Origin of the sequence: Capnocytophaga sp. oral taxon 324 str. F0483 (assembly GCF_000318315.2) — a bacterium.
GTDB lineage: Bacteria > Bacteroidota > Bacteroidia > Flavobacteriales > Flavobacteriaceae > Capnocytophaga > Capnocytophaga ochracea.
Window position 1 is genome coordinate 1 of record NZ_KB291537.1, and the last position, 22,123, is coordinate 22,123.

The following is a 22,123-nucleotide window of genomic DNA, read 5'->3' on the forward strand; positions in this document are numbered from 1 at the left end:
ACAATGAACGAACAAAAGACGGTGCGAGTCGCACGGGCAGATAAACAAATAACGAAGAAAAGACGAACAAATGACGAAGGAAGAGTGGTGCTAAATCAAAGGGAAGTTAAAGCTAAGAGAGTGTTAAAAAAGAGGATATTGGTAGATTTCAACCTTGGTAAAGTGCAAGATGAAAATCCGCAGACCAATTCTGGTAGACTATAAAAACAAAGAACAAAATAATTATTTCAGAATTTATTGCTAATTGTTAATTATTTCGTATCTTTGCACTCAGAAAACATAATTGCTAAAACACGAATGAAAATAGCTAAAAAAATACTGAAATGGGGAGGTATAACCCTACTGCTCCTCATCATCGCAATGATTGCTATTCCTTTTTTCTTTAAAGATACTATCAAGGAAAAGGTTATTGAGATGGCAAATGAAAACTTAAAGGCGAACATCGGATTACAAGATGTTGATATTAGTCTGTTTAAAAACTTTCCTAAGGCACGCGTTACCCTCAACGATTTTGTTTTGGTAAACAAAGAGCCTTTCGTAGGTGATACACTTTTTGCTGCTAAACACATAGATGTAACGCTTAGCATCAAAGATTTATTAGCGGGCAACTACAATTTGTTAGGAGCTAATGTGAAAGATGCTTCGGTGTATATACACCTTAACAAGGAGGGAGAAGGCAACTATGATATCGCTATTCCTTCGGATAAACCTGAGGAAGAGTCAGCACCTATAAAACTAGATATTCAGCGGTACAATGTAGAAAATCTGAAATTTACTTTCAAAATGGACGACGGCAACCTCTCTATGGAAGCAGCCGATATTTACCACAGCGGGAAAGGAAACTTTGCCGAAGAGGTATTGGACTTAGACACTCAGACGAAAGCCAACCTAACTTTTGCAATGGGTAAGAGCACTTTTATGAAGCGAGTGCCTATCACCTTGCAGGCTATTTTGGGTATCGACCTCAAAAATCAGAAATATACTTTCAAGCAAAACAAAGCTACTGTAAATCGTTTGGATTTGGTATTCGATGGTTTTATTCAGTTATTGGAGGAAGGACAACATTACGACCTTACTTTTAGCACCCCTACCAATTCATTTCAAAACTTTTTAGCGCTCATTCCCGAAGAGTACTCTAAAAGCATTGAGAATGTAAAAACCACAGGAAATCTGACCCTGAAAGGTTTTGCCAAAGGTGATATGGTAGGTGATAAAATCCCTACTTTCGGACTTGAAATGTATGCAGACAATGCTTCTTTTAAATATCCGAACCTGCCTAAAACGGTGCGTGACATCACTATTGACCTAAAAGTAAACAACGCTACGGGTATTACCAACGATACCAAAGTGAACCTCAACAAATTTACGATGAGTATCGACCAAGACCATTTTTCGGCTCGTGCCAATGTGAGCAATGTGGTAGTAAACCCGTTTGTGGATATGGCAGTAAAAGGGACTATCAACTTGGCAAACTTATCGCAAGCATACCCTATTTCGTTAAACAAGAAGTTGGCAGGAATCTTACGTGCTGATATAGCGACACAATTGGATATGAAATCGGTAGAGGCTAAGAATTATCAAAAAATTAAAGCGCAAGGTAATTTGTCGCTTTCTCAGTTTGTATATGCAGGCGAGGAGTTTGTAAAACCTTTCCATATTGATAACTTAAACGTAGCCTTTAATCCGTCGCATATTGGGCTTTCAAAATTTGATGCTCGCACAGGTGATAGCGACTTACACCTTACTGGAACGATAGATAATCTGTACGGTTTTGCTTTCAGAAAAGAAATCCTCAAAGGAAACTTTAATCTATCTTCGAACAAGTTAGTAGTAAACGATTTTATGCAACCCGCAACAGAATCGTCTGCTCCTGCGAAACAAGAAACCAAAGAAGCACCTAAAGCTAATAAGACCCCTACAAAAGAAGCGGCTATAAAAGTGCCTGCTTTCTTAGATTGTGCGCTTACTGCAAAAGCCAATACGGTGTTATACGACAATTTGAAATTGAGTAATGTATCGGGTAAACTGATTATAAAAGACCAAAAAGTAACCTTAGAGAACTTAAAATCGGATATTTTTGGAGGAAATATAGCTCTTACAGGAGATGTATCGACCAAAGAAAAAGTACCTACCTTTGACGTAGACTTGAACCTCAACCGCCTTAACATATCCGATGCTTTTACGCAAATTACTATGCTCGAAAAGATAGCGCCTATTGCTAAAGCTGTACAAGGGAAAGTGAATACGGTTATCAACGTAAAAGGTAATTTGAAAAACGATTTAACTCCTCAAATTAACAGTATCTCGGGCGACCTATTCGCAGCACTTATCGACTCCAAGATTGACAGCCACGGTTCTCCCCTACTCTCAGCCTTAGACAGCCAATTTACGGGATTAAATTTAGCCAATCTCAACCTAAAAGATGTGAAAGCAGCGGTTGATTTTGAGGATGGAAAAGTAAAAATCAAGCCTTTTACTATCAAATATAAAGATGTAGCCATAGAGGTAGCAGGTTCTCACGGATTTGACCAACAGATGAATTACAAGCTCACCTTTAATGTACCGCCTCAAATGTTGGGTAAAGAAGCAGAAGGTTTGTTAGCAAAACTGACTCCTGAAAACCAGAAAAAGATAAACAATTTGCCTGTGGTAGCAACGGTAGGTGGAACTTTCAAAAGACCACAAGTAAGCACCGATGCTAAAGCCGTAGTAAAAAATTTGGCTACCCAAATAGCTAAAAACCAAATTAACAACCTTACCGCTAAAGGCACTGACGCACTACAAAAGGCTTTAGGAGGTAAAACAAGTTCGGGTACAGCAAGCGAAATAACCAAAACCGTGGGAGGACTGATGAAGAACAAAGACAGTACAATGACTAAAGTGAAAGAGAAAGCCAAAGAAGAGGCTAAAAAAGAAGCCAAAAAACAAATAGGCAATTTCCTCAGAGGTTTGGGTAAAAAAGAAGGAGAAGAATAAAAATAAAATTAATTAAATATATATGTATAAAGTAGTACTTTTACGCCACGGGCAAAGTGAATGGAACAAGCTCAACTTATTCACAGGGTGGCAAGATGTAGATTTAACAGAGCAAGGCGTACAAGAAGCACGTGAAGCAGGACGCGTAATGAAAGAAGAAGGCTTCAAATTTGATGTTGCCTATACTTCAGTGCTCAAAAGAGCTATCAAAACCTTGAATAATGCTTTGGAGGCGATGGGCGACCTTTGGGTGCCTACACACAAAAGCTGGAGACTCAATGAAAAGAGTTACGGAGCGCTACAAGGTTTGAACAAAGCTGAAACTGCTGCTAAATACGGTGAAGACCAAGTACTTTTGTGGAGACGCTCTTACGATGTTCGTCCTCCACTTATTGAAGAATCAGACGAACGTCACCCTTCACACGACCGTCGTTACGCTTCACTTACCAAAGAAGAAAAAACAGCAGGCGAAAGTTTGAAAGATTGTTATGACCGTATGTTGCCTATATGGTTTAACGAAATTGCGCCAGACATTAAAGCAGGCAAGAGTGTGATTATCGCAGCACACGGTAACAGCTTGCGTTCTTTGGTACAATACCTCGACGGGCTTTCAAAAGAAGAAATCTTAAAGCTCAATATCCCAACGGGAGTACCTTTGGTATATGAACTCGATGCTAATTTGAAACCTATCAAACATTATTATTTAGGCGACCAAGAAGCTATTGCAGCCGCTATCAACAGCGTGGCAAATCAAGGTAAATCAAAATAAAATTTGCTTGATATATTGATAGAAGAAGGAGGTTATTTATTGCAGATAACCTCCTTTATTCCTTTAAAAATGAAACTTTAACGTCACGCTTTTTGTATATTCGAGTAAAATAATTACCTTTGCACCAATTTTAAGCAGAACATATATTAATGAAATTTATATACATTCTTCTTTTTTCACTATGCAGTAGTACTTTTAGTCTGTTTTATGGACAGAAGAACCCTGTGTTTAAAGTAGTTTTAGATGCGGGTCACGGAGGTAAAGACCCCGGTAAAGTAGTACAGAAAAACATCTTTGAGAAAGATGTGGTGCTGAAAATAGTATTATTAGTAGGCAAAAAGTTAGAGGCTTACCCTGATATAAAGGTGATTTACACTCGCAAAACCGATGTGCTAATTGACCTTTATGAGCGTGGAGCTATTGCCAACAGGAACAAAGCCGATGTATTCGTTTCAGTACACTGCAACGCTCACGAAACACAAGTAGACGGTGCGGAAACATATGTATTAGGGCTACACGCCAACCAGCAGAACTTCGAGGTTGCCAAAGCCGAAAACTCAGTAATCTACTTGGAAGATGATTACAAAAAGAAATACGCTAAGTACAATATCAACTCACCTGAATCGGTAATAGGGCTATCTATTATGCAAGAAGAGTTCTTAGAGCAGAGCATTCAGCTAGCTAAGTTAGTGCAAAACCAACTCACAGGAGTGATGAAACGCACTAACAGAGGCGTACGCCAAGCGGGATTCATCGTCTTGCACCAAACCTATATGCCCAGTATTCTTATAGAAACAGCATTCCTTACTAACAACGAGGAACGCAAATTCCTCACCTCGGCTAAGGGGCAAGAAGAGTTTGCAGAGAACATTGCCGAGGCGATACTCGCTTACAAGAAATGGATAGAAGACAAAAGTTCTTATACTACCCCTGACGACAGTATTTCACAAGTAAGAGAAAAAAGTAATACCCCGAGACAAAGTACAAGTAATAGCACTATCAACAACAGCGATTTGAGCTATAAAGTACAGATATCATCAAGCCCTAAAAATTTAGAAACAAAGGCTTTTAATTTCAAAGGACTCTCGCCTATATCGGTTGAAAAAGATGGGCGTGTATATGTGTATTACTATGGTGATACTTCGAAGCACAGAGAAGCCCTTGAGCTACTGAACAAAGCAAAAAAAAAAGGGTATAAAGATGCTTATATCGTAGCTTTTTACCAAAAGAAACGTATTACAGTAGAAAGAGCTAAACAAATAGAAAAGTAAACTTATTCAAATAGAAACTGATGAAACTATCCAGAGAAATAAAAACAGCTATTATAGTTGTGGCGGGTATTGCCGCTTTTTATATAGGCTTTAACTTCTTGAAGTCTAAATCATTATTTAATAAAACGAATACTTATTACGCTTATTTTCCTCATTCAGGAGGGTTAAAAACAGGTACACAAATCACTGTAAATGGGGTGAAAGTAGGGAGTGTGGAAGCAGTGGACTTAGAAGAGAAAAGTGCCAAGATAAAAATCACGATGGAGTGTTCAGACGATTTTAAGTTCTCTAAGAATAGTGTAGCTGAGCTTTACAACAGTTTGCTTGGAGGTGCAGGACTGCAAATTATTCCCGCCTTCGATAATGCTCCTATAGCCGTATCGGGAGATGTATTAGAAGCACGCGTACAAGAAGATATGCTCGCCTCTATCTCTTCGTCAATCAAACCTACACAAGACAAACTCAATCGCCTTTTAGGACAAGCCGATACGACTCTTACAGGGGTGAACAGTGTTTTAGATGCTAAAACTACTAACAATTTAAAAATTGCCATTGCCGAACTGAGCGCGACAATGCACAACCTAAATCAGGCATCAGTAAACCTCAATAAGATGTTGGTAGCTAATCAAGCCAATTTGAATGCTACTTTAAGCAATGCTAATAAAATCACTACTGATCTATCAAAAGTATCAGGACAGCTTTCGGAAGCTGAACTTAATAAAGTAATTGCCAATGCACAAACAACTCTTAACAACCTCAATACTCTTTTGGCTGAAGTAGAAGGAGGCAAGGGTACTATTGGAAAATTACTAAAAGACGAAACGCTCTATAAAGATTTAGACAAATCGGCTAAACAGCTCGAATTGCTCTTACAAGACCTTCGTTTAAATCCTAAGCGTTATCTTCATTTCTCCGTTTTTGGTAAAAAAGCTAAAACATACGAGCCTCAAGACGAAGAAAAAGGAGAATAAACTGTTTTGATGAGCTTCTTTCCTAACATAGTATTTATAATACTTCTCTGTATAGGAGGAGGCTTTTTTATTTATAATCTACGGAAACTCATTAGGAATATCCGTTTAGGCAAGCCGGAAGACACTTCTGGCAACCGCAAAGAGCGACTCAAAAATATGTTGTGGCTCGCCTTAGGGCAACGAAAAATGTTGGTGCGCCCCATAGTGGGTGTGTTGCATATTATTGTATATGCAGGTTTCTTGATTATCAACATCGAACTTTTAGAGATTATTACTGACGGTATCATAGGAACCCACCGCATATTTGCCTCCTTAGGGGCGTTTTACAACTTCTTGATAGCTTCTTTTGAGGTATTAGCTCTCTTAGTGATTGTAGCAGTAACCGTATTTTGGATAAGGAGAAATGTACTAAAACTACCACGCTTTCGCAAGGCAGAAATCAGAGGGTGGGCAAAAAAAGATGCAAGCAATATTCTTTATGCCGAAATGGTAATGATGAGTCTTTTCCTACTGATGAACGCTGCCGATGCTCAGCTACAAGCATTACACGTACCCCACTATGTGCAAGCAGGTTCTTTTCCTGTGAGCGAATGGTTACGCCCCTTGTTAGGAAACGCTTCGGTAAGCACTCTTATCGCTGTAGAACGCAGTTGTTGGTGGTTACACATTACTGGGGTTTTATGCTTTTTAAACTACTTATATTACTCCAAACATCTACACATACTGTTAGCTTTCCCTAATACGTACTACGCACCTATTCGTCCGTTAGGAGCTTCTAGGGTAAACCCAGCGGTAACACAAGAGGTGAAACTAATGTTAGACCCCAATGTCAACCCTTTTGCAACACCACAAGACACAGCCTCTCCTGATAAGTTTGGAGCTTCGGACGTGACCGACCTCACTTGGTTACAGCTGATGAACGCCTATACTTGTACCGAGTGCGGGCGTTGTACCAATGAATGTCCGGCGAACCTCACTGGTAAAAAGCTTTCTCCTCGCGCGATTATGATGAAAACACGTGACCGTTTAGAAGAGGTAGGGCGCAATATCGACAAGAACGGTACTTTTGAACCCGATGGCAAACAACTTTTAGGCGACTACATTACTCCTGAAGAACTATGGGCTTGTACCACTTGCAATGCTTGTGTGGAGGTCTGCCCTTTGAATATCAGTCCGTTATCTATTATTATGGATATGAGGCAGTATTTGGTAATGGAAGAATCGGCAGCCCCTACCGAACTCAATGTGATGATGACTAATATAGAGAACAACGGAGCCCCTTGGGCGTATAGCCAAGCAGATAGAGACATCACAAATTAATTTTAATTTATTATCTAAATTAAATGAACTTACTATCCGTAGAAAATATATCAAAAGCCTTTGGTGAACGCATAATCCTTGAAAACATCTCTTTTGGTATCAATAAAGACCAAAAAATAGCCTTTATCGCTAAAAATGGTACAGGGAAGACTACTTTACTCAATATTATTGCAGGCAAAGATCAACCCGATAGCGGACAAGTAGTATTCCGCAAGGGCATACATATAGGTTTTCTCTCACAAAATCCCTCTTTTAACGAAGAACTAACGGTAGAAGAGACTATTTTCGCAACCGACAATCCTATTTTACGATTGATTCAGGAGTACGAACACGCTTTACAGCACCCTGAAAACGAAATGGCTTATCAAAAAGCTTTTGAACAGATGGAACGTCATAATGCCTGGGATTTTGAAACACAATACAAACAAATACTCTTCCGCCTAAAATTAGACAACCTCCAACTGAAAGTAAAAAACCTTTCGGGAGGACAGAAAAAGCGTCTCGCCTTAGCCAATGTACTTATTAGCAAACCTGACTTGCTGATATTGGACGAACCTACGAACCATCTCGACTTAGAAATGATTGAATGGTTAGAACAGTACTTTGCCAAAGAAAACCTCACACTCTTCATCGTTACGCACGACCGTTATTTCTTGGAACGTGTGTGCAATGAAATCCTGGAATTGGACAATGGCGAACTATTCAGCTACAAAGGGAACTACTCCTATTTCTTAGAGAAAAAAGAACAGCGATTAGCACAAGAACAAGCATCGGTAGAGAAGGCTAAAAACCTTTATGTAAAGGAACTCGACTGGATGCGTAGGCAACCTAAGGCACGGACTACCAAATCGAAATCGCGTATAGACGATTTTTATAAGATAAAGGAGGCAGCCCACAAGCGTCGGAAGGAGCACTCGGTACAGCTCGAAATCAATATGGAACGATTGGGAAGTAAGACGGTGGAGTTTCACAATGTGAGCAAGAACTTCGGAGACTTGTGCGTGCTCAATAAGTTCAATTATAATTTCTTGCGGGGCGAACGAGTGGGAATTATAGGTAAGAACGGCACGGGCAAATCCACCTTTCTCAACTTGCTTACCTTGTCTATCGCTCCTGATAGTGGTAAAATAGTAGTGGGAGACACTATTAAGTTCGGGTACTATACCCAAGATGGTATTGAGGTACAACAAGGACAAAAGGTAATAGAAGTGATACAAAAGTATGGCGATTACATTCCACTACTTAAAGGGCGCACTCTCTCAGCAGGACAGCTATTGGAACGCTTTCTCTTCGACCGTAAAAAGCAATACGACTATGTAGAGAAACTCAGCGGAGGGGAACTCAAACGCTTATACCTATGTACTGTACTCATTCAAAACCCCAATTTTTTGATTTTAGACGAGCCTACGAATGACCTCGATATTGTTACTCTGAACGTCTTAGAAGACTTTTTGTTAGACTATCCAGGATGCTTGGTGGTAGTATCGCACGACCGCTATTTTATGGATAAAATAGTAGACCACCTTTTTGTCTTCAAAGGCAATGGCGAAGTAGAGGATTTCCCTGGTAACTACACCGATTACCGCGTGTACGAAGAGAGCGTTCCTCCGACAGACGATACTCCAAAGAAAGAAGCCACCAAAAACACTTGGCGCAAGGACGGAACGAAAGGTTTATCGTTCAACGAGCAGAAGGAATACAACCGATTGGAAAAAGAAATAGCGCAGTTAGAAGAGAAAAAAACTGCTATAGAAGCTACTTTTGCCGAAGGAAGTCTTAGCAGTAATGAAATACAAGAACAATCAGTAGCCTTGCAAGAGACACTTACTGCCATAGAGGAAAAGACCGAACGCTGGTTTGAACTAACAGAGAAGCTGGAAGAACATTAATATTTTACTTCACTGACAAGTTAGCATATTAAGCATATTTTTGCTTTTTACTTATTTTTATGCATTACAATTTTCAAATTCTACTTTATTTTCGTATCTTTGCCCCCTCACTCACTATATAATGACTCATTCAGGAAAAATTGAACTAATGGCACCAGCTGGTAATTTTGAGTCGCTACAAGCGGCGATAGACAATGGTGCCGACTCAGTGTACTTTGGAGTAGACCAACTGAATATGCGCGCAAGGGCAAGTATCAACTTTACGATTGACGACCTTGATGAAATAGTGCGTCGTTGTGCTCCTAAGGGCATTCGCACTTATCTCACCCTTAATACTATTATTTATGATCACGACCTATCTATCATCAAAACATTATTAGACGCTGCTAAAAAAGCAGGTCTTACAGCTGTGATAGCTATGGATCAGGCAGTCATAGCTTATGCTCGACAAATAGGAATGGAGGTACATATCTCTACCCAAATCAATATCACTAATATTGAAACCGTGCGCTTCTACGCGATGTTTGCTGATACAATGGTTATGAGCCGTGAACTGAGCTTGCGACAAATCAAGAAGATATGTGAGCAGATAGAAAAAGAGCAAATCAAAGGACCTTCGGGCAATTTGGTAGAAATAGAAATATTTGGACACGGGGCGCTTTGTATGGCGGTATCGGGCAAGTGCTACCTGAGTTTGCACTCACACAATTCCTCAGCCAATCGCGGAGCTTGCAAGCAAAACTGTCGCAAGAAATACACTGTAATCGACCAAGAAAGCGGTTTTGAAATAGAATTGGACAACGAGTATATGATGTCGCCTAAAGACCTCTGCACGATTGACTTTCTCGACCAAGTAATCGACACAGGGGCAAAGGTATTAAAGATTGAAGGACGTGGGCGCGCTCCTGAGTATGTGGCTACCGTTATTCGCACTTACCGAGAAGCAATAGATGCTTATTACGCAGGCACATACAGTAAAGAAAAATTTGAAAGCTGGATAGAAGCCCTCAAAACGGTGTACAATCGCGGTTTCTGGAGTGGATATTATTTAGGGCAAAAGCTCGGTGAATGGAGCGAGAACCCAGGCTCTAATGCTACCCAAAAGAAAGTGTACATTGGGCAAGGCAAACACTATTTCCCTAAAACTGGTATAGCAGAGTTTGCTATTGAAGCCTTTGATATAAAGATAGGCGACAAGTTGCTCATCACTGGACCTTCAACAGGCGTTCAAGAAATAGAGCTCAGCTCAATGATGGTAAACGATACTCCTGCTGAAAGAGCTAAGAAAGGTGATTCTTGTACTATCAAAACCAATTTCAGAATAAGGTTATCAGATAAACTGTATAAAATAGTAAAAACAAATATCAATTAGCAGATTAGCAGATTTAGTTTAATATGGTAATAGTAACCTTACAGCGTGAAAAATGCATAGGCTGTAACTACTGTGTAGAGATGGCTCCTGAGCAGTTCCAGATGTCGAAAAAAGATGGCAAGAGCGTATTATTACGTTCCACTGAAAAGAAAGGCTTCTTTACCCTAAAAAGTTATGACGATAGTATTTTTGAGGATTGTGAGAAAGCACAAAAAGCCTGTCCCGTGAAGATTATCTCTACCAAAAAATTATAGTATTAACAACAAACGACTAACATCTAAAAATAATAAACAATGAGAAAAATAGTATTATTAGCCATATGTTTGTTTGCTTTTTACAATGTAAAAGCACAATACATAGGAGTGAAAGCAGGGTACAATTATGCTACCTTAAAAGGAGATGTAAGTAGTGAGGCAAGTTTTAAACCATATCACGGTTATTATGCTGGGGTTACTTTAGAGTTCCCCCTATCTAAATTGTTCTCTTTACAGATAGAAGGTATCTACAATCGTCGTGGTGCACAAATAAAATCTGATAGATATGGGAATGCTACTTTGGCTCTTGATTATATTTCGGCTCCTGTAATGGCACGATTCAATGTAGGGAAGGGTATTAATTTGCACGTAGGTCCTCAGATAGAATATCGCATTGACCAGCCTAATTTCTACTTCAATGGTACAGAACCCGTAACTCGTGTAAAATCAGATGCCATAGACATTATAGATGTAGCTATGACTGCAGGGATAGGTTACACTACTGATGCAGGTTGGGTTTTCGAAATACGTTGGGTACAAGGACTCACTAATATCTTTGAAGGCGATGAGGCAAGCCTCATAAGTACGGGCATTGCTAATTCTTACGACTTTAAAAATAGAACGCTCTCAATGGGAGTAGGGTATCAATTTTAAGCTAAATAATAGATAACAAGATGTATAGACTGATATGTGTAATATTTTTGGTTGGACTGCTTTCTTGTGAGAAAGAACGGCAAACGCGCAACCCTAACTTAGGAGAAGTACATTTCACTTATACTATCAACTTAAGTTTACCTCTCTATAACAGCTTAAAAACACCAATGAATACTGTATTTGTTCCCTACGGAGGTATTAAAGGATTTTTTGTGACTTGTTATAGTAATGGAGGATATCGTGCTTGGGAGGCTACTTGTCCTAATCATAATTTACAAGAGTGTCATAGTCGCCTGTTTGGCATAAGGGCTATAGAAGATGAAAATAGCTATGAGAAGACTGGTCACGACTATACTTTTGCCAAATGTTCTTGTGGTAAAACAGTTTACAATTTAATATCAGGAGCTCCTATTGCTATTGGGCAAATTGCCAAACCTTATCCTTTACTAAATTATAATGTTTCAGTAGCTGGTAATATTTTAACTATTAGTAACTAATGCTATCAGTACGTTTTGAAAATACAAAGCCCATCACATTTATCATTGTGCTATTAGCACTATTGATAGGTGATGGGCTATTTCAATTTAAAATACTACAACTTCCTCTCAGTGACGTGTCTCATCTCACTGTTTTAATGAGTACTTTTGTATTACTCTTTCTTTCTTTATTATTACTTCACCAAATAGACCGGTGGAATGAACTTACTGATACCAAAAACTGCTACTCTATAGCCTTCTTTAGTATTTTCGTAGTGCTCTTCCCTACCCTTTTTGATAAAGTGAAATTAGTAGGTGCTAACTTACTTATCATTGTAGCCTTGTGGCGTGTACTTACTCTTAAAACAGGTGAAGGCATTCCACAAAAACTATTCGATACTTCTCTACTAATCATTTGTGCAGGCTTGTTGCACCCTTGGGCTTTAATTTTTCTGCTAAATGTATGGATTTCTCTACTCTTTTACGGAGCTGAAAAACGCCGTTATTGGTTTATACCTCTTTTAGCAATCATTACTGTTAGCATCTTATTAGGGGCTATTTTATTAATACTTCAAGAGCCTTTTCCTATTGATGATTTTACAAAACTCATCACTTCAGATATAAATAATCTTCTAAACTTTTCTTCTCATTCCATTGCTACAACAATAGCAGTATGTAGCTTAGCTCTCCTTCTTTTAGTGGCATTAGCAGTATACTATTTCAGAAGTGTTTATCACAGTATCAGCTCATTAGTAGTAATACAATTCCTCTGGATAGGACTTATAGTAGTATTCCTTTCCAAAGAAGTGATATACACCTTTGCCCCTATTGCCATTCTCTTTGCTCTTTATGTAGAGAAAATACGTGTGTGGTGGCTAAAAGAAATCGTACTATGGTCACTATTATCTATGCCTGGCATAGGACTTCTACTCCATTTTATTACCAAAAGCTAAATCACCCGCATCACCTAAACCTGGTACTATATAGCCGTGGTCGTTAAGGTGAGCATCTATGGTAGCAATCCATAAATGAGTAGTCTCAGGAAACTTATCTTCCAAGTATTCTATCCCCTGCTGTGCCCCTATAACAGCAAATAAATGTATCTCTTTAGGTGTTCCTAAAGGTTTCAGCGCATTGAATACATTAGCAAACGAACGCCCTGTAGCCAGCATTGGGTCAGCTAAGAATAAGATTTTACCTTCTAAGGACGGCGAAGCCAGATACTCCACCATTATATCAAAATCAGTCTCAGAAGTGTGTTTGCGATAAGCCGAGATAAACGCATTATCAGCATTATCAAAGTAGTTCATCAAGCCTTGATGCAATGCCAAACCAGCACGCAAAATAGAGCAAATTACTATCTCGTCTTTCGGAAGTTGTACCTTCTTTTCGCCCAAAGGTGTAGTAATTGTTTCCGTTTTATAGTGTAGAAACTTACTCATCTCGTAACACAATACCTCCCCTATTCGTTCCAAATTTTTACGGAATCGCATACGGTCTGCTTGAATATTTACATCACGCAACTGGGCGATAAATCGGTTTAATACGGAAGGCTCTTCGCCTAAATGATGTATAATCATTGGTCTGTTAGCTTTATATTTTCACGCCACAAAAGTAGTATATAATTTGCTAATTTACAAATTTACAATTTGGTAAATTATTTTTTTTGGCACACTATTTGGAATAACTATACCGAATCATTAAACAATAATTAAGCGTATGAAAAACAAAATCACTAAATTAACAGCTTTTATTGCGATAATGCTACTCACCACCGCTACCTATGCTCAAGAGTTTCACTTAGGAGCAAAAGCAGGTGCTAACTTAGGTAAAGTAGAAGGTGTAGCCTATGACAAAAACTTTAAATTGGGCTATCAATTAGGTGGTTTCGTCGAATTTGATTTCAATGATAGCTGGGGGCTACAGGGTGAAGTACTCTTTAGTCAAACCAATACAGAGCTCCGCGATAGCTACCAATCTGTTTGGAACGACAAGTTCGAAAAGAAAAAAACACTGAACTACGTAAGTGTACCAGTACTCTTGAAATACAACCCTAGCGGATTGATTTCACTACACGCAGGACCTCAATTTAGTTTCCTTGCCAACCGCGACCAAAGTACTTGGGAAAACGGAGAAAAGCTCTTTAAAGATACTGATTTTTCATTAGTAGCAGGAGCCGAAGTAAATTTAGGTCCTCTTTTTGCTTACGGTCGCTATGTATGGGGTTACAGTGATATTAGTAACGCCCTTAAAGAAAAAGCAACTACCCAACAAATACAATTGGGCGTAGGGATACGTTTTTAGAAAATAGGAATATTAGTTAATTAGAAATAGGGTTTAAGTGATTTATAAATCACTTAAACCCTTTCTTATTTTTTAAACAACCCTAATTACTCTTCACCTTAGATTCACCTTCCCTTCGTTGTTCCTCTATCTGCCCGTGCGACTCGCACCGTCTTTTGTTCATTTATATATACAAACTTTACCAAAATTTGAAACTTTGGCAAAGTTGAAATCTACTAATAACATTCTTCTTATTTATATCTTAGTTTTAACTTACCCCCACTTTTCCTCCGCCTTTTGTTCGTTCTTTGTTCGTTCTTTGTTCGTCTTTTGTTCGTCTTTTCATTATCTGCCTGTCGTGCTACGACTGCCTGTGTGGCTCACACCTGCCCGTGCGGCTCGCACCGTCTTTTGTTTATCTGCCCGTCGTGCTACGACTGTCTGTCGTCCTACGAGCTCACACTTTACCTTCAACAATTGGTATTATTGGCATTATAGTATTAATTACGGATATAGTAAATATTTCTTTCTCGTCTCCTTAAACTGCTCTATATCCTTTTGCCACGATTGGCGTATTTCGTCTTCGGTCTTCCCTTCGCTTATTTGCTTCTTTAATATATCATTACCAGCAATCTTATTGAACGATGAAGTAAAGAAAGGTGTTTTCACTCCCTTGCCTTGCTCAAAAGCTTTTTTAAGCCAAGTGAGATTTAGTTTATCCAAACGAGGTGTTTTTCTCAAGTCCTCACCGTAACATAGCTCACCATTAAACTTCGGATTCTTGTCGCCTGCATTAGGGTGTGGCGTAAAGCTAAAAGCCGTCTTATCAAAATAAGGAGAGCCATAAATCTGAAACTGCATATCGGTACCACGCCCCATACTCACATTTGTCCCCTCAAAAAAACACAAACTTGGGTACAAGTTCACCGATACATCATTAGGTAAGTTAGGCGAAGGTTTTACCGGTAAGCTATAAGACGTTTGATGTGTATAATAGGCAAGAGGAATCACTTTAAGGTCAGCAGTAACGCCTGCTTGCAACCACTTTTCACCATTTATCATCTGAACATATTCGCCAATAGTCATTCCATAAACCACGGGCACAGGGTGCATCCCAATAAAACTCTTAAAGGCAGGTTGCAACACCGCTCCATCAATATAATGCGCATTAGGATTCGGACGGTCGAGTACTATTACAGGAATATGCTGTTCAGCACAAGCCTCCATCACATAATGCAAAGTAGAAATATAAGTGTAAAAGCGTACCCCTACATCTTGCAAATCAAAGAGTACAAGGTCTACACCTTTCAGTTGCTCAGCAGTAGGTTTTTTGTTTTTACCATAGAGCGATACAATAGGCAAGCCCGTTTTAGTGTCTTTGCCGTCTTTCACTACTTCACCCGCATCGGCTTCCCCTCTGAATCCGTGTTCAGGAGCAAAAACCTTGCTGATAGATACTTTCTTCTTTAATAACGTATCCACCAAATGCACATAATTCCCTTTTTCGGCTTTCACAATCCCAGTCTGATTCGTAACGATAGCTATATTTTTAGCGCGTAAATCCTTAATGTAAAGATACATTCGGTTAGCGCCCACCACCACTTCTTTCGTCTGTTTTTCAGTATTTTGCACAGAAACATTACCTTGTGTCTGTCCATTATTTTTGCACGATATAAGCGTACATAAGAAAAAAAGTGTAACTTTGGCACTTCTAAAAGGCATTATTGTTTTGAATGTTGAATATTTCATAGCAAAAAGAGTTATTTTTTCGAAAGGGGACAAAGGTACAATTTCTTCCCCAATTATCAAAATGGCAATAGCTGCCATTGCTGTGGGTATGGTGATGATGCTCATTGCCATTGCTACGGGTATTGGCTTGCAACGCAAGATTAGGGAGAAGTTGGTAGTCTTTCACGGGCACATTCAGATTTTTGATTATAGCAGTAATGCGTCACAAGTCACTACCAGACCTATTGCTATAAAACAAGACTTTTACCCTACTTTTTCAGCAGTACCCGAAGTTACCCATATTCAAGCAGTAGCTACCAAAGGTGGTATTATCCGTACTGAAACCACTTATGAATCGATTCTCGCTAAAGGTGTGGGAAAAGACTACAATTGGTCGCTTATTCGCGATTTTATTACCGAAGGGCGTACCCCTAATGTAGCGAGTGAAGAAGTAACCGATGAGGTGCTAATGTCTACCTATTTAGCCAACAGATTGCACCTAAAACTGGGCGACCGTTGCCAAGCTATCTTTTTAAAAGACGAAGCTGCCCAAGCCCCTAACCAACGTAGTTTTAAAATCGTAGGGCTTTACAACAGTGGCTTTCAAGAATTTGATGCGTCGTACGTCTTCACTGATATACGTCATATTCAGAAAATCAATAAATGGCAACCTGACCAAATAGGCAATTTCGAGCTTTTTATCAAAGATTTTGACCGTATAGAAGAAGTAGGCAAACAAGTGTATGGCAAGGTAGGTTCATTCCTCGATTCGCAAACTATCATTCAGAAGTTTCCTTTTATCTTCGAATGGCTTGGTATGTTCGATTTCAATATTTACCTCATCATCGGGATAATGATAGTTGTTGGTGGATTTAATATGATTACGGCTATTCTCGTGCTCATATTAGAGAAAACACCAATGATAGGTACTTTAAAGAGCTTAGGTGCTTCTGACCGCAGTATCCGCAAGATATTTTTGTATAATGCTACCTATATCATAGGCTTGGGACTCTTATGGGGGAATGTTTTAGGATTCTTATTGCTCTGGTTACAACAGCGTTACAGCCTTATCAAGTTAGACCCTGCCACCTATTACGTAACCGAAGTACCGATTGCTTTCACTCCTCTGTGGGTGTTATTGCTCAATATAGGCGTTTTGCTATTGTGCTTGCTGATGCTACTCATTCCTACCTATGTGATTACCAAAATATCACCTACTAAATCTATGAAGTTTGCGTAAATAATTTGAGATAGCGCAAAAGTAAGTGTATAATTATTTAAAATCTTTGTTTTATTCAAAATAAAGAAGTACATTTGCCACAAATTAAAAAATGTGACTATATGAAAAGAAATATTAGCACTTTGGACAAGAATATCCGTTTGCTCATTATCGTTATCACTGCGATATTGGGGTATTTTAACGAGTTTTCTATTACCATTGCTTCCGTGTTATCAGGCGTTTCTATATTGCTTTTGGTAACCATTCTCATTAATTTCTCACCCATTTACGCACTTTTAGGTATCAGTACCTATAAGCCTAAAGAAAAATAATTATTATGACTTCTTTTTTTAACGAAACTCCCTTTGTCTTTCCTTTTAAGAAAAACGAAGTAAAACGTTGGGTGAAATGCGTAGCCCAATCCGAAGGTAAAGAGGCAGGCAATATCAACTATATTTTTTGCGATGATGAGTATTTGCACAAAATAAATGTAGAATACTTGCAACACGACACCCTTACCGATATCATCACCTTTGATTATTCTGAGGGCAAAGTGCTCCATTCGGATATTTATATTTCGGTAGAACGCGTAAAGGAGAATGCTAACATCTTTAAAGTACCGTTCCAAAAAGAACTCTTGCGGGTATTGGCACACGGCTTGTTACATCTTTGCGGTTATAAGGATAAAACACCCGAAGACAGTGCGCTAATGCGCAACAAGGAAGAAGAAAAGATGAACCTTTTTACGGTTGTTTAGGAAGAGTAGATTTGAGCTTTATAGTAAAACTCGCTAAATAACCATAAATAAGCAAAAGTAAGGTGCCTATGTAGATACTATTGTCAAAAGCATAGAAATTTACAAATGAGAAAACAACACTCATTCCAAGGAAGATTTTTATCTTCCTTTTTTTGTAGGGTATCGGATAGTATTTTTGTCCGTAGTAATACGAAATAAACATCATCGCCCCATAAGTGATAAGAGTTGCTAACGCCGCCCCTTTATAACTGAGCCAAGGAATAAGCGCAAAGTTGAACACTACTGTGATAGCCATTCCTACTAAAGATACGATAGCTCCAAAGCTGGTGCGGTCGGTTACTTTGTACCACACCGAAAGACTATGGTAAATACCTAAACATAGATTAGCTAACAAGATAATAGGCACTATCCAAAGAGCTTCCCAATAAGCTTTGTTAGGTATCAAAATAAGTTTAAAAACATCAGTGAATACAGTAATAAAGAGCAAAATAAAGCCTCCGCACACAATGAAGTATTCGGTGATACGAGCATAGGTTTTAGGTGCATTCTTATCCTGTGCACTGCTAAAAAAGAAAGGTTCTATACCAAGTTTATAAGCAGTAACAAAGAGGTTCATAAATACCCCCATTTTGTAACAAGCAGAGTAAATACCTATAGTTCCATCGGCAGTATCAGCGGGGAGGAGCATACGCAAGAACACTCGGTCAAAACCTTCATTTACCGCAAAAGCAATACCTGCCAATAATACAGGGAAAGCATAAACCATCATCTCTTTCCAAAGTCGATAATCAAAACGGAAATGTATTTTGAAATAGATGGGCAGTAAGACAATGAAAGTCGCTAAACTCGCTATTACGTTGGCTAAAAAGATATAATATACACCACCATTGGTAGCAAGAGCTTCATTAGGTAAATAGTTCAGGTAGTAGATATTAAGTGCTAAATTCACTGCTGTATTCCCTATTTTAACAATAGCATAAAGTTTGGCTTTGCCTTTGTTTCTGAGCCACGCAAACGGAATGACCACTAAGGCATCGAGTACTAATATATAAATGGCAAAGACAATATACTGTACGTCGTAGTTCAGCCAGGAGGCAATAAAGTGTCGCAATAAGTAGGCAATCAGCAGGAAAAACAAAGAGCTGACTGTAAGAGAAGTAAGCGCGGTAGATTGTACCTTCTTCTTCCGTTCGCCTTTATTCATAAAGCGGAAAAAAGCTGTTTCCATACCGTATGATAGCAGTACGTTCCCCAAGATAAGATAGACAAACAACCCTGAATAAATACCAAAATCGGCAGTATCGAGTTTATTCACGTACAACCTTGTGAGCAATAGGGTAAGCACACGAGGGAGTACAGTAGCAATGCCGTAGATAATGGTATCTTTAAAAAGTTTTTTCAACATAAGGCGTTTTTATTATCCAAATAGTTCTTGTATTGCATCTTCTATCTTGGCAACTTTTACAATCCTAATTTTAGTATTTTTAAGGGCTATTTTGTTATATTTTGATACAAAAATAGTGTTGAAGCCTAATTTCTCAGCTTCAGTAATGCGTTGCTCTACGCGTTGTACAGGGCGTATTTCACCGCCTAATCCTACTTCGCCGGCAAAACAGACGTCCTTTTCAATCGCTATATCTTCGTTAGAAGATAAGATAGCCATCGCCACTCCTAAGTCAGTGGCGGGGTCGTCGATAGTAATGCCTCCGGTAATATTAAGGAAGACGTCCTTAGCTCCTAAGCGGAATCCTGCGCGTTTCTCAAGCACTGCCAAAAGCATATTGAGGCGTTTGGCATTGAAGCCCGTAGTACTGCGTTGTGGTGTTCCATATACCGCTGTACTTACGAGTGCTTGTATTTCAATCATCAGCGGACGCATACCTTCCAAAGTGGCAGCTATGGAGGTACCGCTAATCGTCTCATCGGTTTTGGAAATGAGAATCTCCGAAGGATTATTTACCTCACGCAATCCGTTGCTAAGCATCTCGTAAATACCTAGTTCAGAAGTAGAGCCAAAGCGGTTTTTCAGTGAACGCAAGATACGGTACACGTGATTACGGTCGCCTTCAAACTGTAAAACCGTATCGACCATATGCTCTAATATCTTAGGTCCTGCTATTTGTCCGTCCTTAGTGATATGCCCAATGAGTATTACAGGAGTATGAGTAGTTTTAGCAAACTTAATCAGTTCGGAAGCACATTCCCTAATTTGAGAAATACTCCCCGCCGAAGCCTCTATATAATCGGATTGTAGGGTTTGAATAGAGTCGATAATCACGATTTCGGGTAAGAGTTCTTTTATCTGCTGAAAGATATTTTGCGTCTTAGTTTCAGTGAGAATAAAGCAATTATCAAGCTTATGCGGAATACGGTCAGCGCGCATTTTTATCTGTTTCTCACTTTCCTCCCCCGATACGTAGAGTGTACGATAAGGCAAGTTAAGAGCTATTTGCAACAATAGCGTACTCTTACCGATGCCAGGTTCACCCCCTAAAAGAGTAACCGACCCCGGTACAATTCCACCACCCAAAACGTTATTCAATTCGTGGTTGTTGCTGTTAAGGCGCGCCTCCTGTTGTGTATCGATTTGCGAAATAGAGATATACTTAGGAGCTTTACTCTTGATAGGTGATTCTTTCTCTTGCCAAGCAGGAGCAGTGTCTTTCTGTACGACTTCTTCCACAATGGTATTCCACTGCTTGCAGACGTAACACTGTCCTTGCCATTTACTGTATTGTGCTCCGCAATTCTGACAGAAATATGCTGTTTTTAGTTTTGCCATTTTTTAGGAGATTAGATGTTAGGAGACACGAGCTACAAGCTCGCGCCAGCATAGATTAGGTTTTAGCGTTAGATTATTTGGAAAAGCAAATTATCTATTGTTCATCGTTAATTGCAAAAGGTATTGCCCGTATTGGTTTTTGAGCATTGGTTTTGCTAACTCTTGCAACTTTTCAACGGTAATCCAACCCTTGCGATAGGCTATTTCTTCCAAACAAGAGATTTTGAGTCCTTGACGTTTCTCTAAGGTTTCTACGAAGTTTGATGCTTCGCTAAGCGAATCGTGAGTACCCGTATCAAGCCACGCAAAACCGCGTCCTAAAAGTTGTACTTTTAATTCGCCGTCGTTTAGAAACTCTTGATTCACCGTAGTAATCTCCAATTCACCTCGTGCTGAGGGTTTGATACTTTTGGCTACTTTCACTACTTTATTGGGGTAAAAATAGAGTCCTACTACCGCATAGTTAGATTTAGGCTGTGTGGGTTTTTCCTCAATGCTAAGCACATTGCCCGCGGTGTCAAACTCAGCTACTCCATAACGTTCAGGGTCTTTTACGTAATAACCAAAGACAGTAGCTTTGCGTTCTTTCTTTACATTCTCTACCGCTTGAGCGAGCATTTTCGAGAAACTCTGTCCGTAGAAAATATTATCTCCTAATACCAGGCACACATCGTCATCGCCTATAAACTCTTCACCTATGATAAACGCTTGAGCCAAGCCATCGGGACTGGGTTGCTTGGCATAGCTAAGGCGAATACCGAAGTCGGAACCGTCACCCAAGAGGCGCTCAAAACCTGGTAAATCCTGAGGAGTAGAAATTACCAATATCTCGCGAATACCCGAAAGCATCAGCACCGATAATGGGTAGTAAATCATTGGTTTATCGTAAATAGGGAGTAATTGTTTAGAAACTCCCTTAGTAATGGGGTAAAGGCGTGTACCTGAACCGCCTGCTAATATAATTCCTTTCATCGGTTGTTAGTTTTTTCAGACGTTAGTAATTACTGTAACTTTCATATTATATTGAGCATTGCCCAAAGTCGTTATACGACAAGCTATCAAAAAAACTTTGGCAAAGGTACAGTATTTATTTGAAATTAGCAAATGTGCTATTAATACCACAATGCCAATTGTTGAAGGTAAAAGATAAAAGATAAAAGGTAAAAGGTAAAGTGTGAGCTCGTAGCGCAACAGACAGATAAAATTAGTAAATTAGTAAATGAGTCAATTAGCAAATGGGGACGGGAGAATAAAATAATGTAGATATAAAAAGCTTATAGGAAAGACGAACAATGAACGAACAAAAGACGAACAAAAGACGGTGTGAGCCGCACGGGCAGATAATGAAAAGACGAACAAAGAACGAAGAAATGACGAACAAAAGACGAACAAAAGACGAACA

At 39.2% G+C, this 22,123-nt stretch carries 21 protein-coding genes; 16 read left to right on the forward strand and 5 right to left on the reverse strand.

The features are described from left to right. From HMPREF9072_RS12590 to HMPREF9072_RS11420, 12 genes are all read left to right on the forward strand, one after another. The coding region (locus HMPREF9072_RS12590) for a hypothetical protein (protein WP_009411843.1) at nucleotides 1-204 on the forward strand (204 nt) is incomplete at its 5' end. A 93-nt stretch (nucleotides 205-297) separates the two neighbouring features. Continuing rightward, complete coding sequence (locus HMPREF9072_RS11370; protein ID WP_009411844.1) at nucleotides 298-2,976, forward strand: AsmA-like C-terminal region-containing protein; 2,679 nt, start codon at nucleotides 298-300, stop codon at nucleotides 2,974-2,976. Nucleotides 2,977-2,998: 22 nt separating this feature from the next. Then, nucleotides 2,999-3,745: a 2,3-diphosphoglycerate-dependent phosphoglycerate mutase gene (gene gpmA, locus HMPREF9072_RS11375; RefSeq protein ID WP_002672496.1), complete on the forward strand. Its 747-nt coding sequence runs from the start codon at nucleotides 2,999-3,001 to the stop codon at nucleotides 3,743-3,745. Between the two features lie 149 nt (nucleotides 3,746-3,894). Then, nucleotides 3,895-5,016, forward strand: a complete 1,122-nt coding sequence (locus HMPREF9072_RS11380; RefSeq protein ID WP_009411845.1) for an N-acetylmuramoyl-L-alanine amidase — start codon at nucleotides 3,895-3,897, stop codon at nucleotides 5,014-5,016. Between the two features lie 20 nt (nucleotides 5,017-5,036). After that, nucleotides 5,037-5,987: an MlaD family protein gene (locus tag HMPREF9072_RS11385; protein ID WP_009411846.1), complete on the forward strand. Its 951-nt coding sequence runs from the start codon at nucleotides 5,037-5,039 to the stop codon at nucleotides 5,985-5,987. Nucleotides 5,988-5,996: 9 nt separating this feature from the next. After that, entirely contained in the window at nucleotides 5,997-7,307 is a 1,311-nt protein-coding gene (locus HMPREF9072_RS11390; RefSeq protein ID WP_009411847.1) for a (Fe-S)-binding protein, read from the forward strand. Between the two features lie 23 nt (nucleotides 7,308-7,330). Then, nucleotides 7,331-9,196, forward strand: a complete 1,866-nt coding sequence (locus HMPREF9072_RS11395; RefSeq protein ID WP_009411848.1) for an ABC-F family ATP-binding cassette domain-containing protein — start codon at nucleotides 7,331-7,333, stop codon at nucleotides 9,194-9,196. A 121-nt stretch (nucleotides 9,197-9,317) separates the two neighbouring features. Beyond that, nucleotides 9,318-10,568, forward strand: a complete 1,251-nt coding sequence (locus HMPREF9072_RS11400) for a peptidase U32 family protein (RefSeq protein WP_009411849.1) — start codon at nucleotides 9,318-9,320, stop codon at nucleotides 10,566-10,568. A gap of 23 nt (nucleotides 10,569-10,591) precedes the next feature. Then, on the forward strand, nucleotides 10,592-10,822 hold the full coding sequence (locus tag HMPREF9072_RS11405; RefSeq protein WP_002672503.1) for a ferredoxin: 231 nt from the start codon (nucleotides 10,592-10,594) through the stop codon (nucleotides 10,820-10,822). A 39-nt stretch (nucleotides 10,823-10,861) separates the two neighbouring features. Beyond that, complete coding sequence (locus tag HMPREF9072_RS11410; protein ID WP_009411850.1) at nucleotides 10,862-11,476, forward strand: porin family protein; 615 nt, start codon at nucleotides 10,862-10,864, stop codon at nucleotides 11,474-11,476. Between the two features lie 20 nt (nucleotides 11,477-11,496). Further along, a complete protein-coding gene (locus HMPREF9072_RS11415; protein WP_034566435.1) occupies nucleotides 11,497-11,973 on the forward strand; it encodes a hypothetical protein in 477 nt (158 codons plus the stop codon). Beyond that, the gene (locus HMPREF9072_RS11420; protein ID WP_009411852.1) at nucleotides 11,973-12,905 is read left to right on the forward strand and encodes a hypothetical protein; all 933 of its coding nucleotides are present in this window, start codon (nucleotides 11,973-11,975) and stop codon (nucleotides 12,903-12,905) included. Before HMPREF9072_RS11415 ends, HMPREF9072_RS11420 begins: the two co-directional genes overlap by 1 nt. On the opposite strand, the gene upp is transcribed toward HMPREF9072_RS11420, so the two are convergent. Then, complete coding sequence (gene upp, locus HMPREF9072_RS11425; protein WP_002672507.1) at nucleotides 12,879-13,532, reverse strand: uracil phosphoribosyltransferase; 654 nt, start codon at nucleotides 13,530-13,532, stop codon at nucleotides 12,879-12,881. The two genes, HMPREF9072_RS11420 and upp, sit on opposite strands and share 27 nt — an antisense overlap. 139 nt (nucleotides 13,533-13,671) lie before the next feature. Here upp and HMPREF9072_RS11430 point away from each other — a divergent pair, with 139 nt between their 5' ends. Further along, nucleotides 13,672-14,256, forward strand: coding sequence for a porin family protein (locus HMPREF9072_RS11430; protein WP_009411853.1), 585 nt, complete (start codon nucleotides 13,672-13,674; stop codon nucleotides 14,254-14,256). Nucleotides 14,257-14,739: 483 nt separating this feature from the next. On the opposite strand, the gene HMPREF9072_RS11435 is transcribed toward HMPREF9072_RS11430, so the two are convergent. Next, the gene (locus HMPREF9072_RS11435) at nucleotides 14,740-16,062 is read right to left on the reverse strand and encodes an exo-beta-N-acetylmuramidase NamZ domain-containing protein (RefSeq protein WP_009411854.1); all 1,323 of its coding nucleotides are present in this window, start codon (nucleotides 16,060-16,062) and stop codon (nucleotides 14,740-14,742) included. Here HMPREF9072_RS11435 and HMPREF9072_RS11440 point away from each other — a divergent pair. From HMPREF9072_RS11440 to ybeY, 3 genes are all read left to right on the forward strand, one after another. Continuing rightward, nucleotides 16,046-17,203 carry an FtsX-like permease family protein gene (locus HMPREF9072_RS11440; RefSeq protein ID WP_009411855.1) on the forward strand — a complete coding sequence of 386 codons (1,158 nt, stop codon included), beginning with the start codon at nucleotides 16,046-16,048 and terminating at the stop codon, nucleotides 17,201-17,203. The genes HMPREF9072_RS11435 and HMPREF9072_RS11440 overlap by 17 nt on opposite strands. A gap of 101 nt (nucleotides 17,204-17,304) precedes the next feature. Next, entirely contained in the window at nucleotides 17,305-17,514 is a 210-nt protein-coding gene (locus HMPREF9072_RS11445) for a DUF2892 domain-containing protein (RefSeq protein ID WP_002672528.1), read from the forward strand. Between the two features lie 5 nt (nucleotides 17,515-17,519). Beyond that, complete coding sequence (gene ybeY, locus HMPREF9072_RS11450; protein ID WP_009411857.1) at nucleotides 17,520-17,939, forward strand: rRNA maturation RNase YbeY; 420 nt, start codon at nucleotides 17,520-17,522, stop codon at nucleotides 17,937-17,939. Here the strand turns inward: ybeY and HMPREF9072_RS11455 are convergent. The 3 genes from HMPREF9072_RS11455 to rfbA all read right to left on the reverse strand — a co-directional run bounded on the left by HMPREF9072_RS11455 (nucleotide 17,926) and on the right by rfbA (nucleotide 21,693). Further along, nucleotides 17,926-19,344: a lipopolysaccharide biosynthesis protein gene (locus tag HMPREF9072_RS11455; protein ID WP_009411858.1), complete on the reverse strand. Its 1,419-nt coding sequence runs from the start codon at nucleotides 19,342-19,344 to the stop codon at nucleotides 17,926-17,928. The genes ybeY and HMPREF9072_RS11455 overlap by 14 nt on opposite strands. A 12-nt stretch (nucleotides 19,345-19,356) precedes the next feature. Beyond that, nucleotides 19,357-20,721 carry a DNA repair protein RadA gene (gene radA / locus HMPREF9072_RS11460; RefSeq protein ID WP_009411859.1) on the reverse strand — a complete coding sequence of 455 codons (1,365 nt, stop codon included), beginning with the start codon at nucleotides 20,719-20,721 and terminating at the stop codon, nucleotides 19,357-19,359. Nucleotides 20,722-20,811: 90 nt separating this feature from the next. Continuing rightward, the gene (gene rfbA / locus HMPREF9072_RS11465) at nucleotides 20,812-21,693 is read right to left on the reverse strand and encodes a glucose-1-phosphate thymidylyltransferase RfbA (protein WP_009411860.1); all 882 of its coding nucleotides are present in this window, start codon (nucleotides 21,691-21,693) and stop codon (nucleotides 20,812-20,814) included. Nucleotides 21,694-22,123: the final 430 nt, after the last annotated feature.

Coding starts and splice junctions, on each gene's coding strand:
- upp (WP_002672507.1), bottom strand. CDS start 13,532: ATGATTATACATCATTTAGGCGAAGAGCCTTCCGTATTAAACCGATTT.
- ybeY (WP_009411857.1), top strand. CDS start 17,520: ATGACTTCTTTTTTTAACGAAACTCCCTTTGTCTTTCCTTTTAAGAAA.
- HMPREF9072_RS11385 (WP_009411846.1), top strand. CDS start 5,037: ATGAAACTATCCAGAGAAATAAAAACAGCTATTATAGTTGTGGCGGGT.
- rfbA (WP_009411860.1), bottom strand. CDS start 21,693: ATGAAAGGAATTATATTAGCAGGCGGTTCAGGTACACGCCTTTACCCC.
- radA (WP_009411859.1), bottom strand. CDS start 20,721: ATGGCAAAACTAAAAACAGCATATTTCTGTCAGAATTGCGGAGCACAA.
- HMPREF9072_RS11415 (WP_034566435.1), top strand. CDS start 11,497: ATGTATAGACTGATATGTGTAATATTTTTGGTTGGACTGCTTTCTTGT.
- HMPREF9072_RS11380 (WP_009411845.1), top strand. CDS start 3,895: ATGAAATTTATATACATTCTTCTTTTTTCACTATGCAGTAGTACTTTT.
- HMPREF9072_RS11440 (WP_009411855.1), top strand. CDS start 16,046: ATGGCAATAGCTGCCATTGCTGTGGGTATGGTGATGATGCTCATTGCC.
- HMPREF9072_RS11410 (WP_009411850.1), top strand. CDS start 10,862: ATGAGAAAAATAGTATTATTAGCCATATGTTTGTTTGCTTTTTACAAT.
- HMPREF9072_RS11455 (WP_009411858.1), bottom strand. CDS start 19,344: ATGTTGAAAAAACTTTTTAAAGATACCATTATCTACGGCATTGCTACT.
- HMPREF9072_RS11405 (WP_002672503.1), top strand. CDS start 10,592: ATGGTAATAGTAACCTTACAGCGTGAAAAATGCATAGGCTGTAACTAC.
- HMPREF9072_RS11420 (WP_009411852.1), top strand. CDS start 11,973: ATGCTATCAGTACGTTTTGAAAATACAAAGCCCATCACATTTATCATT.
- HMPREF9072_RS11430 (WP_009411853.1), top strand. CDS start 13,672: ATGAAAAACAAAATCACTAAATTAACAGCTTTTATTGCGATAATGCTA.
- gpmA (WP_002672496.1), top strand. CDS start 2,999: ATGTATAAAGTAGTACTTTTACGCCACGGGCAAAGTGAATGGAACAAG.
- HMPREF9072_RS11435 (WP_009411854.1), bottom strand. CDS start 16,062: ATGGCAGCTATTGCCATTTTGATAATTGGGGAAGAAATTGTACCTTTG.
- HMPREF9072_RS11445 (WP_002672528.1), top strand. CDS start 17,305: ATGAAAAGAAATATTAGCACTTTGGACAAGAATATCCGTTTGCTCATT.
- HMPREF9072_RS11395 (WP_009411848.1), top strand. CDS start 7,331: ATGAACTTACTATCCGTAGAAAATATATCAAAAGCCTTTGGTGAACGC.
- HMPREF9072_RS11370 (WP_009411844.1), top strand. CDS start 298: ATGAAAATAGCTAAAAAAATACTGAAATGGGGAGGTATAACCCTACTG.
- HMPREF9072_RS11390 (WP_009411847.1), top strand. CDS start 5,997: ATGAGCTTCTTTCCTAACATAGTATTTATAATACTTCTCTGTATAGGA.
- HMPREF9072_RS11400 (WP_009411849.1), top strand. CDS start 9,318: ATGACTCATTCAGGAAAAATTGAACTAATGGCACCAGCTGGTAATTTT.